Genomic DNA, 13,852 nt, shown 5'->3' with positions numbered 1-13,852 from the left:
TGTCTGCCGATTAATAATGATATGTATTTTGGGCATTTTTCATTAATTGGAGAAACTGGCTTTTGACACTGTGATAGCCGATTTGGTACCATCCGTTTTTCGGATCCCACTTGCCGTATATTTGGACGGCACTTTTAATTTTCTTTAAATCCTGCGGAACCAACAGTTTCATTGTATATTCTTTTTGGGAAGGTTTGTATTTTGTGAATCGTGTTTTGTAAATGGAAAGAAAATATAATGTTTTTTCGCCCTGGATTTTGCCTTCTTCCTCAAATTCGCTCAAGACTTTACCCAGCATCCTGTGATCCGGATGGTAATCATCGATGCTCATTGTCCGGAATTGGGCGTCCGGAAAACGTTGCAAAAGCTCGTCCATGATGTCGCGAATCTCTTGTTCCTGTTCTTCAAACCGGTCGTTTTCAAGATCGTAAACATGGACGTGATCATCAGAAATCCCCAAAAGTTTGGCCGACTCTTTGAATTCCCGGACCCGGGCTTTTCCCACATCGTCCACGGTGAGATACAGATCCTGGTAGTGTTCTTTTTCCGGGTCATGATACCGCTTGTGCAGAGGGCAATAAACCGGCGTTTTAAAGAGGAAGGGCTCTTGGTCGGAGTCTTTGAAACCGTTGATCAAAAAGCGTGCGCGGGAGTGGCCGCCGGGACTCATCAATACCAGATGCACATCATAGCGCAGGCGGATGTGATTGACGATGTCGACGCCCATGGACAACAATTCATCATCGGCATGAGGGACCAAATACACCACTTGCGGCTGGTGTGACAGGTCGGATCCGTCCCCGCTTAACGCATGCAGTTCCTGATCCTCCAAGGCGGATACATGCTGAAAAATGAAAAAAGCGGAGAATATAAGAACGGCCAGCCCGGTGATGATGGGAAACCATTTCCGTTTCATGAATGTCTGCACCTACTTTGTCCATATAAAACTCTTTTGCGATGAATTTATTATACGATGAAAAGAGTCCCTCTTTTATAAGCTCATTTTAAAATTTCAAGGCATTTTCGGGGGAGGGGGGTGCCGCATTTTTCGCCAAGAAGCAGGAAATAAGTGAAGGAATCGATAAATATTAGTCATAAATCCCTTTTGATGTCCGAAGATGCAAAATGGAAGCGGGGTTTGCAGGGAACGGATCTGAGAGGAGGCAAGGTGATATGGATAAAAAAATACTTGTGGTGGATGATCAATACGGAATCCGGCTTTTGCTTCAGGAAGTGTTCTCCAAGGAAAATGTACATATTTTTCAGGCTTCCAACGGAAAACAGGCACTCGAAATCATACAAGCGGAAAAGCCGGACCTCATATTATTGGATATGAAGATGCCGGGGATGGATGGTTTGGAACTGTTAAGGCGTTTGCGGAAGTTTAACACCGAATCGAAGGTGATTATGATGACGGCTTACGGGGAACTGGATATGGTTGCCGAGGCCAGCCGTCTCGGGGCGCTCACCCATTTTACCAAGCCGTTTGACATTGAAGAGCTGCGCACGGAAGTGTTAAAGCAACTGGCATCATAATGAGAATAAAGGGGATCAGCAGGATGGAAGCAAAAATTCGCTTGCGGATGAGTCAGTCGGATGCACATTACGGGGGCAATCTGGTGGATGGGGCCCGGGTGATGGCTTTGTTCGGGGATGCCGCGACGGAATTGTTGATACGCCATGATGGAGACGAAGGGTTGTTTGTGGCTTATGATCAAGTCGAATTTTTGGCCCCTGTTCATGCCGGCGATTTTATCGAAGTGACCGGACGGATCGTCAAAGTGGGAAACACGAGCCGGAAAATGACCTTTGAAGCGGTCAAGGTCATTGAAGGCGGCATTGATCCCGCTTGCCCGTCCCGTGCCCGGGTGCTCAGGGAGCCGGTGGTGGTTGCCAGAGCTTCCGGAACTTGTGTGGTTCCGAAAAAGAACCAGACCGGATCATCGGTTTGAAGGAGGGAGCCGGTTTGCAAAAGCTGATCATTACGGCGGCGTTGGTGGGGGCGGAAGTGATGAAAGAGGACACCCCCCATCTTCCGGTCACGGCGGATGAAATTGCCGCTCAAGCCGAAGAAGTGAGAGAGGCGGGCGCATCGATCGTCCATCTTCATGTCCGTGACGAAAACGGACATCCCAGCCAGGATCGTTCGCTTTATCAGGAAGCGATCGAAAAAATTCAAAAACGGACCGACCTCATTGTGCAAGTTTCCACGGGCGGGGCGGTGGGGATGTCTCCGGATGAGAGATTGCAACCCCTTTCCCTGCGTCCGGAGATGGCCACGTTGACAACGGGAACCGTCAATTTCGGACGGGAAGTGTTCATGAATTCTCCCTCGCAACTGATCCGGTTTGCGGAGGAATTTGAACGGTACGGGGTCCGGCCTGAATTTGAAATCTTTGATGTGGGAATGATAGCTAATGCCTTGAAGCTTGTGAAAGACGGGTATTTTACCGGTCATCTTCATTTTGATTTCGTGATGGGGGTACCCGGTGCGATTCCGGCCACGGCGGAAAACCTGCTCCATCTGATCCGCCAGTTGCCGGAAGGGGCGACCTGGACGGTGGCGGGAATCGGGCGGCACCAACTGCCCATGGCCGCACTCGGCGTGATTTTGGGAGGGCATGTCCGCGTCGGTTTGGAAGACAACATTTATTACCGGAAAGGGGAACTGGCAACCAATGCCCGGCTGGTTGAGCGAGTGGTCCGGATTGCCGGGGAACTGGAACGGAAGGTGGCAACCCCGGATGAAGCCAGACAAATGTTGCATTTGACAAAGAGTCGGTTTTATTAAGGAAGTGCATCTCTTTCTACCCAATCCTCCGATCAAGTGTTATAATGTCAAAATGATGATTTTTTGAACTAAAGGAGGCTACATATCATGCCACTTGTGTCGATGAATGCCTTTTTGCCGCAAGCCAAAAAAGAAGGCTTTGCTGTTGGGCAATTTAATGTCAACAACCTGGAATTCGTGCAAGCCATTATCGAAGCCGGGAAAGAAGAACGTTCCCCGCTCATTTTCGGAGCCAGTGAAGGAGCCATCCGCTACATGGGTCTGAACAACGTGGTGGCATTGGCCAAAGCCGCCGCGGAAGAAGCCGATGTTCCCGTCGCCCTTCATCTGGACCACGGAAGCAGCTTTGAAGTGGTGATGAAATGTATCCGGGCCGGATTTTCTTCGGTGATGTTCGACGGTTCCCATTATCCGTTTGAAGAAAACATCCGCCTGACCAAAAAAGTGGTTGAAGCGGCCCATGCCGTGGGGGTATCCGTGGAAGGAGAATTGGGAACCATTGGTGGTGTGGAAGACGATTTGAACGTTTCCGAAGAAGATGCCGCATTGGCGGACCCGGATCAAGCCATCCGCTTTTGGGAAGAAACCAAAGTGGACGCCATGGCGATCGCGGTCGGAACGGCTCACGGCATGTATAAAGGAGAGCCGAAAATTCGTTACGACATCATTGAAAAAGTTGCCAGCCAAATTGAAGCTCCGATTGTTCTGCACGGCGGTTCGGGCGTGCCGGATGAATCCATTCAAAAAGCTGTTTCCCTGGGTGTCGGAAAAATCAATGTGAATACGGAAAACCAAGTTGCCATGGTGAAAGTGGTTCGTGAGTTGCTGGATAACAACCCGGATATGATCGATCCGCGCAAATACCTCGGTCCGGCCCGCGAAGCCATCAAAAAAACGGTCAAAGCCAAAATGCGTTTGTTTGGAAGCTCCGGCAAAGCGTAAGCGATTGAACAATTATGGTTAGAAGGTGGTTGCGATGAAATTTTTTTTAGATACGGCCATTGTTGATGAAATCCGCCAGGTCCATGAATGGGGACTGTTGTCCGGGGTAACCACCAATCCCAGCCTCATTGCCAAATCGGGCCGGGATTTTGAAGAAGTGCTCAAAGAAATCACGGAGATCGTGGATGGTTCGGTCAGTGCGGAGGTCCTCAGCCGGGACGCGCAAGGGATGATTGAAGAAGGAGAACGTCTCGCTTCGATTTCGGACCAGGTGACGATCAAAGTCCCGATGACCGTGGAAGGATTAAAAGCCGTCAATCATTTTGCCAAAAAAGGGATCGATACCAACGTCACCTTGATTTTTTCGGCCAACCAGGCCTTGATGGCCGCCCGGGCCGGAGCTACCTATGTCAGCCCCTTTATCGGCCGTCTGGATGATATCAGCCAGGACGGAATGCAATTGATCCGGCAAGTGGCTGAGATCTTCCGGATTCATGACATTTCCTCACAAATTATTGCGGCCAGCATCCGTCATCCGGTGCATGTGACGCAAGCGGCCCTGAACGGGGCGCATATTGCCACCTTGCCTTACAAGGTGTTGGAACAAATGGTTCGTCACCCATTGACGGATCAAGGAATTGAAAAGTTTGAGGCCGATTGGGAAAAAGTGAAACAATCTTGATCGCAAACGGGTTTGGCCGGGAAGGAAACTCCCGGCCGGACTCCCCTTTTAACCGGTAAATTCCTATTTTTGGGATTTTTCACTCTACTGTTTTTGTCATTCAATGATTTATAAATATCTTCGTCGTTCCCTCGCATTTTCTGTGCACAACCACTTTGTGTTCTCGTGAGTTTCTTCACCAAAACAGCGTTTCCTTCGTCGAGATATCAAAAAATTGATCCATCCCCGCACAATCGTGTAACATATATCATAAATATGTTACTCTGATTGAAAGTTTTATTGTCATTCTGATGTTTATTTTAAACAGGTGAGGGGATCGATCATGGAAAGAAGTTTAACGATGGAACTGGTGCGTGTGACTGAGGCGGCTGCCATTGCTTCCGCACGGTGGATGGGCTGCGGAAAGAAAGACGAAGCGGATGAAGCGGCTACGGAAGCGATGCGCAAAGTGTTTGACACAATTCCGATGCGCGGGACGGTTGTCATCGGCGAGGGAGAAATGGATGAAGCTCCGATGTTATACATTGGAGAAAAAGTGGGTATGGGTTATCTTCCGGAAGTGGATGTGGCGGTGGACCCGCTTGAGGGCACCAATATTGTCGCCAAAGGTTTGTGGAATGCGCTGTCGGTGGTGGCGATTTCCGACAGCGGCGGATTGTTGCATGCCCCCGACATGTATATGGATAAAATTGCCGTGGGGCCGCAAGCCGTTGGACAAGTTGATATTGATGCGCCGGTGGAGGATAATTTGAAGGCGGTTGCCAAAGCCACCGGCAAGGATGTCGAAGATTTGGTGGCGGTGGTGCTTGACCGCCCGCGACATGCGAAACTGATCGAGGATATCCGCAAAGCAGGGGCGCGGATCAAGTTGATTCCGGACGGGGATGTGGCTGCGGCGATTCATACCGGATTTCCCGACACCGGGGTGGATATTTTGTTCGGGGCCGGTGGTGCTCCGGAAGGGGTTTTGTCTGCCGTTGCCTTAAAATGCCTGGGTGGGGAAATCCAAGGCCGGCTGTTGCCGGAAAATGAGGAGCAGTATAACCGCTGTGTTCAAATGGGGATCAGTGATCCGGGCAAAGTCTTGCGAATGGAAGATCTGGTCAAGGGGGATGATGCGATTTTCGCAGCAACCGGGGTGACGGACGGTGAATTGTTGAAAGGCGTCCGTTACAAAGGAAACTTGGCCAAAACCCATTCGTTGGTGATGCGTGCGAAAACCGGAACCATCCGATTCATGGATGGAACGCACAAACTTGAGAAAAAACCAAATATTATTTTATAATTTTCTCCTCTTCCTCTTTCTGATCCGGAAAGAGGAAGAGAATTTCAGTAGAATCGAGTGGTGATGCGACACATGGAGCTCACGTTAAGTGATTTGGAAAATCGCCGCTTGGTGGATTTGTATAAGCTGGCGAAAGAATATCAGATTCCGTATTATTCCCAGATGAAAAAGAAAGAATTGATTTTTGCGATTTTAAAAGCCAAGGCGGAAAAAGACGGCTATATGTTTATGGAGGGTGTGCTGGACATCCTTTCCGAGGGATACGGTTTTTTAAGGCCGATCAATTTTCTTCCGTCTTCCGAAGACATTTACATCTCCGCTTCACAAATCCGCCGCTTTGATTTGCGGTCCGGAGATCTGGTGTCCGGTAAAGTCCGGCCTCCGAAAGAAAATGAGCGTTATTTCGGATTGTTGCATGTCGAAGCAGTCAATGGTGAAGACCCCGACATTGCTGCGGAAAGGCTCCACTTTGCTGCGCTTACTCCTCTTTACCCGCAGAAACGTCTCTTTTTGGAAACCACCCCAGATCGGATTTCAACGCGGATGATGGATTTGATCGCTCCGGTCGGTTTGGGACAGCGCGGTTTGATCGTCGCTCAACCCAAAGCCGGCAAAACGATGCTGTTAAAAGAAATTGCCAACAGTATTACCACCAATCATCCGGACATTGAACTGTTTGTCCTGTTGATTGACGAGCGGCCCGAAGAAGTGACGGACATGCAGCGGTCCGTCGATGCGGAAGTGGTGAGTTCCACTTTTGATGAGTTGCCGGAAAACCATATCAAAGTGGCGGAACTGGTTTTGGAAAGAGCCCAACGTCTGGTGGAACACAAAAAAGATGTGGTCATCTTGCTGGATAGTATTACACGCCTGGCACGGGCCTATAACCTGGTGATTCCCCCGAGCGGACGGACTTTGTCAGGTGGAATCGATCCGGCTGCTTTGCACCGGCCGAAAAGATTTTTCGGTGCCGCGCGCAACGTGGAAGAAGGCGGCAGCTTGACCATTTTGGCGACGGCGCTGGTGGATACCGGGTCGCGGATGGATGATGTGATTTATGAAGAGTTCAAAGGAACGGGGAACATGGAACTTCATTTGGACCGCCGTCTGGCCGAACGCAGGATTTTCCCGGCCATTGACATCCGCCGTTCCGGAACGCGCCGTGAGGAATTGTTGCTCAGCAAGACCGAGCTGGAGAAGTTGTGGATGATTCGCAAGTCGTTGAATGATTCTTCTGATTATACAGAAGCCATGGTGAAACAGTTGAAAAACACCGAGTCGAATGAGGAATTCCTCGCTTCGATCGAGATCAAGCCCCACCGCACCAAGACATCGGTATCTTGATGCCTGTTTGTTGTCATATGAAAGAAATTCCTCACATAAAGATAAAACCGGGTGAACTTCACCCCATCCATTATCTTCTGTGAGGTGCTAAAATGTCTTCAAAACGTGCCTTATTGGCTTCTTCCTTAGCCATCTGTTCGACATCGGCTTCATGGATGATGGGGACGGATAAGCATCCGGTTTATGCCCAGGAATTGGCCGGTGGAGCCGATACGGATCCGGAGAAGGAGCAGATCGCGCAGGAAGCAATGTACCAATTTTTAAGCCCCATTTCGCAGGTTGCCGAGGGGAATTTGGCTGCCACGGTGGAGACAAAGCCTCTCACTTATCGTGTGCAAAAGGGGGATACGCTGTCTCGGATCGGCCGGTTGTTCGGAATCCCTCATCAAGAGCTGGCGCGGTTCAACCGGTTGGAAAACCCGGATTTGTTACACATTGGTCAGGAGATCAAAATTCCTTTGACGAAAAAATGGGTTCGGTTGGAGTCCGGGGATACCTTGTCGGCTTTGGCCGAGACATACCATACATCCCGTGAACTGTTAATTTATTTGAATCCGAAGCTGAAGGACGCCCCGCTCACGTATGCCGGGCAACTCATTGCCGTTCCCGAGAAATGGAGGGGAAGCATTCCTGGTTCATGGCCGAAAAAAGCGGATGCGGACAAAAAGAAAAAGAATACGATCCGGTTGGCGGATCGTGAAGGGGCTTATGTGTTCCGGTGGCCGGTCAATGGTCAGATCACCAGCAATTTCGGCTGGCGAAACGGCCGTCAGCATAAAGGAATTGATATTTGGAGCGCAAAGAAAGCAAAAGCTGAAATTTGCGCATCGTTAAGCGGAGTCGTGATCCAGGCGGGTTATTCCGGATCTTACGGAAATCTTGTGGTCATTGAACATGGCAGCGGATGGGTCACGTATTATGCTCATCTCAGCCAAATTTTGGTCAGCAAAGGCCAGAGGATTGAAACAGGAAACGTTTTGGGGATGATGGGGCAGACCGGTCGTGCCACGGGTTATCATTTGCATTTTGAGGTTCGCAAAAACGGGAAAGCGATAAATCCCTTGCGGGTTTTAAAATAATTTGCTCTCATATTGTTTTATTTTTATGGAAGGGCACACTCTCCTGAAACCGGAGAGTGTGCCTTTTTAAACAGCTGGTTTCGACGGGGTCCGGGCTTTTCTTGCTTTCTCATCATCAAACATGCTATAATACACCAGTGGTTTTAAATGTACGTATGGAAGCGGCATTAGGAAAGAGGTGAGACGAATGAAACAAGGAATTCATCCGGAATACAAATTGACCAAAGTCACCTGTGCGTGTGGAAATACATTTGAAACCGGATCGACCGTTGAAAACTTGAGGGTGGATATTTGCTCTGAATGTCATCCGTTTTTCACCGGGAAACAAAAAATGGTCAGCGCAGGTGGGCGCATCGATCGCTTCAAAAAGAAATACAACCTCAAATAATATCCTGGCAAGTCAGGCAAGCAGAAAATCGGGCTTGCCTTTTTATTTTTCATTCAGCAAACTCGAGACAGGGTATGTTAAAATAAAGAGAGTTTGCTTGGGCATCCAGACGGGCTGGGTGCTTTTTCTTTGTGTAAAAATGGATTGAGCATCAATTTTTCGGGAGTTGGAGGAACAACAATGAGAGATATTCATCCATTAAGTGGTGATCACAGCGGCTGGATTGAAGTGATTTGCGGCGGAATGTTTTCCGGGAAAAGTGAAGAGTTGATCCGCCGGATCCGCCGTGCCAAAATTGCCAAGCAGAAAGTGGCTGCCTTTAAACCGGCCATCGATGACCGCTACCATCAAGAAGCGATCGCATCGCACAACGGGTTGATGGCGGATGCCCGTCCGGTGAAAAGTGCAGGCGAGATTCCCGGTTTGCTGGAAGAAAATGTGGATGTGGTGGCCATTGACGAAATTCAGTTTTTTGAACCGGAGATCGTCGATATTTGCCAGCAATTGGCCGATCAGGGAAAACGGGTGATTTGTGCCGGATTGGATCAGGATTTTCGGGGAAAGCCGTTTGGTCCGACTCCGGTGTTGTTGGCTGTGGCGGAATATGTGACAAAATTGCAAGCCATTTGCGTGAAATGCGGTGGCCCGGCCAGCCGCACCCAAAGGCTGATCGATGGCCGTCCGGCTGCCATTGATGATCCGGTGATTCAAGTCGGGGCCAAAGAACAATACGAAGCCCGTTGCCGGCACTGCCATGAGGTGTTGAGACAGAAAGAAGGCATGTTTGAAATATAAAAAAACCCGCCGTTTGAAAACGGGGGTTAACCGCCCAACAGGCTCACGGAGATGTTATACGTCGCATGAATGATCATACATACGGTGGTGTTATAACGGATCCGTGCCCAACCCAGCACCAAGGCAAGCAACAGAACAACAAGGGAATTAAAACTGAATCCGTAGTTTGCGTGGACCAATGTGAACAACAGACTGGTGTAGACGAAGCCGAACCGCGGGAGCAATGCCCCCCGGAAAATCATTTCTTCTCCAAGAGCTGCTGCCAGTCCGATTGTTAAAATGCCGGGAACGGATGAGAGTAACGGTCCGAGCATTTTGTCCGTCAACTCATTGGCATGCACGTTCTCGGACCAATTCAGGGTTTCTGCCACCGATTGCGCGATGATCGGGGCCAAAAGCATGATTAGTCCGATGCTGATGCCGATTGCCGCCTGCTTGAGAGTGATTTTTTTCACTCCCAAGCGGTCCAGGGATTCCTTGAACGATCGTCTGGACAGCCATCCCACCCCAACCAGTCCCAAAATGGCGAACAGGATGTCTTGCGACCAGATGGAGGATAGCGTTCCGGCTTCATCTCCGGGAACCGTCTGTTCATTGATCGATTCCAACCCGAAGCTCTGAGTGACAAAAAACTGGATAAAAACCAGCATGGAAAGGGATAAGGCGACGGCATGGACCCTGCGCCCGGGGTGAATGCGGAGAAAACGGGTACAAAACCGGCGTACGGGCGGCAACAAAAAAGACATGGCGATCAAGGAAGGGATCCAAAGAGACATGCCGACGTTTTTGACCGTGTTCACTGAATACGGATCGGCCGCAAAGTTTTGTGTCCATGGCAGGAAAGCATGACTGTAGAAAAAAAGCAAAAGACCGATGATGAAACCGGCAAGATAACCGGTCCATACGATCAAGTAACACAGAAAACCCAGAATGTTTCCCTTTATATTGGAATCGGAGTATGTATGCTCGGAATGGTTGATCAGCCAAAATAAAACAATCAAAGGACCAATAAACAACAGATTATTGATGATGTTAAAGATGACTTCGTTCATGATCGCTCCCCTTTATATTTTTTAACCGGTCTTCTGCTTTTTTATCATACCATTCTTTCCAATCCATTTCCTTCGCTTTCTTCCAAGGCTTGTGGTAAAATCAATTGATGCCAATTCTTGATCAATCATCATACTTATATCTCAGAGTCAGCCGGTATGCATGGCAAAATGATCCGATTTTACGGGAGTGAGCACAGTGTTAGATCGTCTTGAGGCGATACATCAACGTTATGAAGAGTTAAGCCGCCTGCTTTGTGACCCGGAAGTGATCAATGACACCAAAAAGTTGCGTGAATACTCCAAGGAGCAGGCCGGGTTGGAAGAAAAAAATCAAGCCTATATCGAATATAAAGAGACGATTGAGCAGTTGAACGATGCGAAATCGATGTTGGAAGATAAACTGGACGAAGAAATGCGTGAATTGGTGAAAGCCGAGATCGACGAACTGAGCCGCCGGAAACAAGAGCTGGAGGAGCGGATCAAAGTCCTGTTGTTGCCCAAAGACCCGAATGACGAGAAGAGCGTGATCGTGGAAGTGCGCGGAGCGGCAGGAGGGGAAGAAGCCGCATTGTTTGCCGCGGATTTGTACCGCATGTATACCCGTTTTGCAGAAAGACAAGGTTGGAAAGTGGAAGTCCTCGAGGCAAACACCACCGGACTCGGCGGATTTAAAGAAGTGGTCTTCTCCGTGGATGGCAACGGGGCTTACAGCAAATTGAAGTATGAGAACGGGGCACACCGGGTGCAACGGGTGCCGGAGACAGAGTCCGGCGGACGGATTCACACGTCGACGGCCACGGTTGCCGTTTTGCCGGAGGCCGAGGAAGTGGAAGTGGAAATTCATGATAAAGACATTCGCATCGACACCTTTTGCTCCAGCGGACCCGGAGGGCAAAGCGTTAACACGACCCAGTCTGCCGTCCGCATCACCCATCTTCCGACGGGGATTGTTGTTTCCTGTCAGGATGAAAAATCACAAAACAGCAACAAAGAGAAAGCGATGAGGGTGCTTCGTGCCCGCTTGTTTGACTTGAAGCAGAAAGAAGAAATGGAAAAAATGGCAAACGCCCGAAGAATGGCCGTGGGCTCCGGAGACCGGAGCGAACGGATCCGGACTTACAACTTTCCGCAAAGCCGGGTGACGGATCATCGCATCGGACTGACGTTGCACAAGTTGGATCTGATCCTGAACGGTGAACTGGATGAGATTATCGATGCACTCATTTTGCATGAGCAAACCGAGTTGTTGAAGGAGCAGGAAACAAAGACTTCCTGATTCAAAGGGTGAGTTTGATGAAAAATGGAACGATCCGGGAAGCCTGGCAAAAGGCTTCTTCTTTTTTACAGCAAAGCGGAACCGATTCTCCGCAGTTTGAAGCGGAATACATGATGCGCCGGCTTCTCGGAGTGGAACGGGCCGCGTTTTTTGCGAAAATGGCCGATCCTTGGCCAAAATGTCTGGAACCCAAACTCCGGGAATGGCTGAAACGCCGGGGCGAGGGGGAACCGTTGCAATACATCGTGGGGGATCAGGAGTTTTTTGGGCGGGTTTTTGAGGTGAAGCCCGGGGTGTTGATTCCTAGGCCGGAAACCGAATTGCTGGTGGAAGCCGTATTGCAGGAAGGGGAAAAGTGGTTTGCCGGCCGTCCGGTGCATGTGGTCGATGTCGGGACGGGAAGCGGGGCGATTGCTGTCACCTTGGCACTGGAACAACCCCGTTGGCAGGTCACCGCGATTGACATTTCGGAACAAGCATTGTCCGTTGCCAGGCAAAATGCCCGGAAATTCGGGGTGGAGAAGCGGATCCGGTGGGTTTTGGGAAGTTTTTTGGAGCCGCTTGAAAAGGAGCATCCCCCCATCGACATTTTGGTCTCCAATCCGCCGTATATACGCTCCGGGGAAATAAAACGCCTTGACAAAACCGTTTCTTGTTATGAGCCCCGCCTTGCATTGGACGGGGGAGCGGACGGGCTTGAACCGTACCGCCGGATCACCCGGCAACTTTCCGGTTGGCCTGAAAAACCGCGGCTGGTTGCTTTTGAAATCGGCGCCGACCAAGGCGAAGAGGTTTGCGGGTTGGTCCGGCAAATGCCGCACATCACCCGCGCGGAAGTGAGAAAAGATCTGGCGGGAAGGGACCGGATGGTTTTGGGATGGTTCCATTTGGAGAATCAATTCTGAAAAAAATAAGATTAAGTTTTCTCCTCTCTGTCCATACTGTGGGTAGGGATAAAGAGGAGGAATGGGCAATGCGTAAATGGACTTATTTCATTCTTGTCATCATCGTGCTTTCCGGAGGAATCTTTTTTTACCAATGGGCCCGGGAGGATGCGACCCAAACGCAAACGGCGTCCTCTTTGAACCGGATCCCGGATCAGGCCATCCGGCTCAGGATTTTGGCCAACAGCGACCGGCCGGAAGATCAGTGGTTAAAACGAAAAGTCCGCGACGAAGTGATCCGCGAAATGAATACATGGGTAACTCAGCCCCACACGATTGAAGAAGCGAGAAAACTGGTGAAAGAGCACTTGCCCCGTTTTGAGGAAATTGCGCGGAAAACGGTCAGGGAACAGGGGTATGATTACGCGGTCCGGGTGGATTATGGAATGGTTCCGTTTCCGACCAAATTATACGGAGACCAGGTTTATCCCGCCGGGGATTATGAGGCGCTTCGCATCCAGATCGGAAGCGGCGAAGGGGAGAATTGGTGGTGCGTGTTGTTTCCTCCCCTCTGTTTTGTGGATATGAGCAACGGGGATGCCGTCAAGGCCAAGTCGCCCGAATCGTTCTCCACTTCCATGACATCGGCGCAACCGGTGTATGCTTCGGAAGCGAAAGCACAAAAAGAAGAGCAGGACAAGAAGCCCGAAGTGCGGTTTTTTCTCTTGGATCAGGCAAAGAAGTGGATGGATGACTGACTCTTTGGTTCTATGAAACCTTTTTCTTTCATACCGCTAATATCAAAGAGTTTCAGCGGAATGGGGGAAAGGTATGTTTGTCATCCGTCAAGCGGAGAAAAAAGATTTGTTTCAGATTCGCAAATTGCTCAAAGAAGTCGGATTAAATGACCGGGGAATCGAGGAGCACCTGGATCACTTTTTTATCGCCGAACTTCCCGCCGGAGGGAAAGGGGATGTTTCCCAAATGGTGGGCATCGTCGGCATGGAAGTGTATCCTCCGTACGGGTTGATCCGGTCTTTTGTTTTGGAGCGGGCTCCCTGGAACAGCAAAGTGGGAGTCCATATGATTCAAGTCATTCTTTCTTATGCCGAACAGATGGGGTTGTCCCGGATTTATTTGCTGGCCGGTCAATCCACTCATTTTTTCTCCCGGCTTGGTTTTGTCAAGACCGGGGAAGAACATTTGCCGGAAGAGTTGCATCAATCCGCCCATTTGAAACAGTCGATCCACCGGGGGCAACCGATGGTTTACACTTGTGAGAATCCGACTTCGTTGCCGCATTGAGAAAATGTGTTATCATAGGTGGATAAAAC

16 protein-coding genes are annotated in these 13,852 nt (G+C 49.8%); 14 read left to right on the top strand and 2 right to left on the bottom strand.

Features of this window, described 5'->3' with window-relative positions; translation table 11 throughout:
- Positions 1 to 10 precede the first annotated feature (10 nt).
- On the bottom strand, positions 11 to 916 hold the full coding sequence (locus H1R82_RS01530; RefSeq protein WP_181731285.1) for a PIG-L deacetylase family protein: 906 nt from the start codon (positions 914 to 916) through the stop codon (positions 11 to 13).
- A gap of 257 nt (positions 917 to 1,173) precedes the next feature.
- Here H1R82_RS01530 and H1R82_RS01525 point away from each other — a divergent pair, with 257 nt between their 5' ends.
- From H1R82_RS01525 to H1R82_RS01480, 10 genes are all read left to right on the top strand, one after another.
- Positions 1,174 to 1,536, top strand: a complete 363-nt coding sequence (locus tag H1R82_RS01525) for a response regulator (protein WP_037995764.1) — start codon at positions 1,174 to 1,176, stop codon at positions 1,534 to 1,536.
- A 23-nt stretch (positions 1,537 to 1,559) separates the two neighbouring features.
- A complete protein-coding gene (gene kal, locus H1R82_RS01520) occupies positions 1,560 to 1,952 on the top strand; it encodes a 3-aminobutyryl-CoA ammonia lyase (RefSeq protein WP_181731286.1) in 393 nt (130 codons plus the stop codon).
- A 14-nt stretch (positions 1,953 to 1,966) separates the two neighbouring features.
- Entirely contained in the window at positions 1,967 to 2,791 is an 825-nt protein-coding gene (kce, locus tag H1R82_RS01515) for a 3-keto-5-aminohexanoate cleavage enzyme (RefSeq protein ID WP_181731287.1), read from the top strand.
- An 87-nt stretch (positions 2,792 to 2,878) separates the two neighbouring features.
- Positions 2,879 to 3,733 carry a class II fructose-1,6-bisphosphate aldolase gene (locus H1R82_RS01510; protein ID WP_181731288.1) on the top strand — a complete coding sequence of 285 codons (855 nt, stop codon included), beginning with the start codon at positions 2,879 to 2,881 and terminating at the stop codon, positions 3,731 to 3,733.
- A gap of 34 nt (positions 3,734 to 3,767) precedes the next feature.
- Positions 3,768 to 4,415, top strand: coding sequence for a fructose-6-phosphate aldolase (gene fsa, locus H1R82_RS01505; protein ID WP_181731289.1), 648 nt, complete (start codon positions 3,768 to 3,770; stop codon positions 4,413 to 4,415).
- 322 nt (positions 4,416 to 4,737) lie between these two features.
- Positions 4,738 to 5,700: a class II fructose-bisphosphatase gene (gene glpX / locus H1R82_RS01500; protein WP_181731290.1), complete on the top strand. Its 963-nt coding sequence runs from the start codon at positions 4,738 to 4,740 to the stop codon at positions 5,698 to 5,700.
- Between the two features lie 72 nt (positions 5,701 to 5,772).
- Positions 5,773 to 7,044 (top strand): transcription termination factor Rho, encoded by a 1,272-nt coding sequence (gene rho / locus H1R82_RS01495; protein ID WP_181731291.1) that lies wholly within the window; start codon positions 5,773 to 5,775, stop codon positions 7,042 to 7,044.
- Between the two features lie 92 nt (positions 7,045 to 7,136).
- Positions 7,137 to 8,123 (top strand): M23 family metallopeptidase, encoded by a 987-nt coding sequence (locus H1R82_RS01490; protein ID WP_181731292.1) that lies wholly within the window; start codon positions 7,137 to 7,139, stop codon positions 8,121 to 8,123.
- 187 nt (positions 8,124 to 8,310) lie between these two features.
- Complete coding sequence (gene rpmE / locus H1R82_RS01485; RefSeq protein WP_037995751.1) at positions 8,311 to 8,511, top strand: 50S ribosomal protein L31; 201 nt, start codon at positions 8,311 to 8,313, stop codon at positions 8,509 to 8,511.
- Positions 8,512 to 8,691: 180 nt separating this feature from the next.
- Positions 8,692 to 9,306: a thymidine kinase gene (locus H1R82_RS01480; RefSeq protein ID WP_181731293.1), complete on the top strand. Its 615-nt coding sequence runs from the start codon at positions 8,692 to 8,694 to the stop codon at positions 9,304 to 9,306.
- A 26-nt stretch (positions 9,307 to 9,332) separates the two neighbouring features.
- Here the strand turns inward: H1R82_RS01480 and H1R82_RS01475 are convergent, their stop codons facing one another.
- Positions 9,333 to 10,358, bottom strand: a complete 1,026-nt coding sequence (locus H1R82_RS01475) for a CPBP family intramembrane glutamic endopeptidase (RefSeq protein WP_181731294.1) — start codon at positions 10,356 to 10,358, stop codon at positions 9,333 to 9,335.
- Positions 10,359 to 10,554: 196 nt separating this feature from the next.
- Between H1R82_RS01475 and prfA the strand changes: the two genes are divergently transcribed.
- From prfA to H1R82_RS01455, 4 genes are all read left to right on the top strand, one after another.
- Positions 10,555 to 11,634 carry a peptide chain release factor 1 gene (prfA, locus tag H1R82_RS01470; protein ID WP_181731295.1) on the top strand — a complete coding sequence of 360 codons (1,080 nt, stop codon included), beginning with the start codon at positions 10,555 to 10,557 and terminating at the stop codon, positions 11,632 to 11,634.
- Positions 11,635 to 11,651: 17 nt separating this feature from the next.
- Positions 11,652 to 12,539: a peptide chain release factor N(5)-glutamine methyltransferase gene (gene prmC / locus H1R82_RS01465; protein WP_181731296.1), complete on the top strand. Its 888-nt coding sequence runs from the start codon at positions 11,652 to 11,654 to the stop codon at positions 12,537 to 12,539.
- Between the two features lie 68 nt (positions 12,540 to 12,607).
- On the top strand, positions 12,608 to 13,276 hold the full coding sequence (gene spoIIR / locus H1R82_RS01460; RefSeq protein WP_181731297.1) for a stage II sporulation protein R: 669 nt from the start codon (positions 12,608 to 12,610) through the stop codon (positions 13,274 to 13,276).
- Positions 13,277 to 13,349: 73 nt separating this feature from the next.
- Positions 13,350 to 13,823, top strand: a complete 474-nt coding sequence (locus H1R82_RS01455) for a GNAT family N-acetyltransferase (RefSeq protein ID WP_181731298.1) — start codon at positions 13,350 to 13,352, stop codon at positions 13,821 to 13,823.
- Positions 13,824 to 13,852: the final 29 nt, after the last annotated feature.

The organism is Thermoactinomyces intermedius, assembly GCF_013912365.1.
Classification (GTDB): Bacteria; Bacillota; Bacilli; order Thermoactinomycetales; family Thermoactinomycetaceae; genus Thermoactinomyces; species Thermoactinomyces intermedius.
Note: the sequence above shows the minus strand (reverse complement) of the source record. Positions and strands in the feature narration are given on the sequence as shown.

Excerpts from the sequence above, each read along its gene's own strand:
- H1R82_RS01455 (WP_181731298.1), top strand. The coding sequence starts at position 13,350 with ATGTTTGTCATCCGTCAAGCGGAGAAAAAAGATTTGTTTCAGATTCGC.
- H1R82_RS01530 (WP_181731285.1), bottom strand. The coding sequence starts at position 916 with ATGAAACGGAAATGGTTTCCCATCATCACCGGGCTGGCCGTTCTTATA.
- prmC (WP_181731296.1), top strand. The coding sequence starts at position 11,652 with ATGAAAAATGGAACGATCCGGGAAGCCTGGCAAAAGGCTTCTTCTTTT.
- H1R82_RS01525 (WP_037995764.1), top strand. The coding sequence starts at position 1,174 with ATGGATAAAAAAATACTTGTGGTGGATGATCAATACGGAATCCGGCTT.
- spoIIR (WP_181731297.1), top strand. The coding sequence starts at position 12,608 with ATGCGTAAATGGACTTATTTCATTCTTGTCATCATCGTGCTTTCCGGA.
- glpX (WP_181731290.1), top strand. The coding sequence starts at position 4,738 with ATGGAAAGAAGTTTAACGATGGAACTGGTGCGTGTGACTGAGGCGGCT.
- H1R82_RS01475 (WP_181731294.1), bottom strand. The coding sequence starts at position 10,358 with ATGAACGAAGTCATCTTTAACATCATCAATAATCTGTTGTTTATTGGT.
- H1R82_RS01480 (WP_181731293.1), top strand. The coding sequence starts at position 8,692 with ATGAGAGATATTCATCCATTAAGTGGTGATCACAGCGGCTGGATTGAA.
- H1R82_RS01490 (WP_181731292.1), top strand. The coding sequence starts at position 7,137 with ATGTCTTCAAAACGTGCCTTATTGGCTTCTTCCTTAGCCATCTGTTCG.
- kal (WP_181731286.1), top strand. The coding sequence starts at position 1,560 with ATGGAAGCAAAAATTCGCTTGCGGATGAGTCAGTCGGATGCACATTAC.
- rpmE (WP_037995751.1), top strand. The coding sequence starts at position 8,311 with ATGAAACAAGGAATTCATCCGGAATACAAATTGACCAAAGTCACCTGT.
- rho (WP_181731291.1), top strand. The coding sequence starts at position 5,773 with ATGGAGCTCACGTTAAGTGATTTGGAAAATCGCCGCTTGGTGGATTTG.
- fsa (WP_181731289.1), top strand. The coding sequence starts at position 3,768 with ATGAAATTTTTTTTAGATACGGCCATTGTTGATGAAATCCGCCAGGTC.
- H1R82_RS01510 (WP_181731288.1), top strand. The coding sequence starts at position 2,879 with ATGCCACTTGTGTCGATGAATGCCTTTTTGCCGCAAGCCAAAAAAGAA.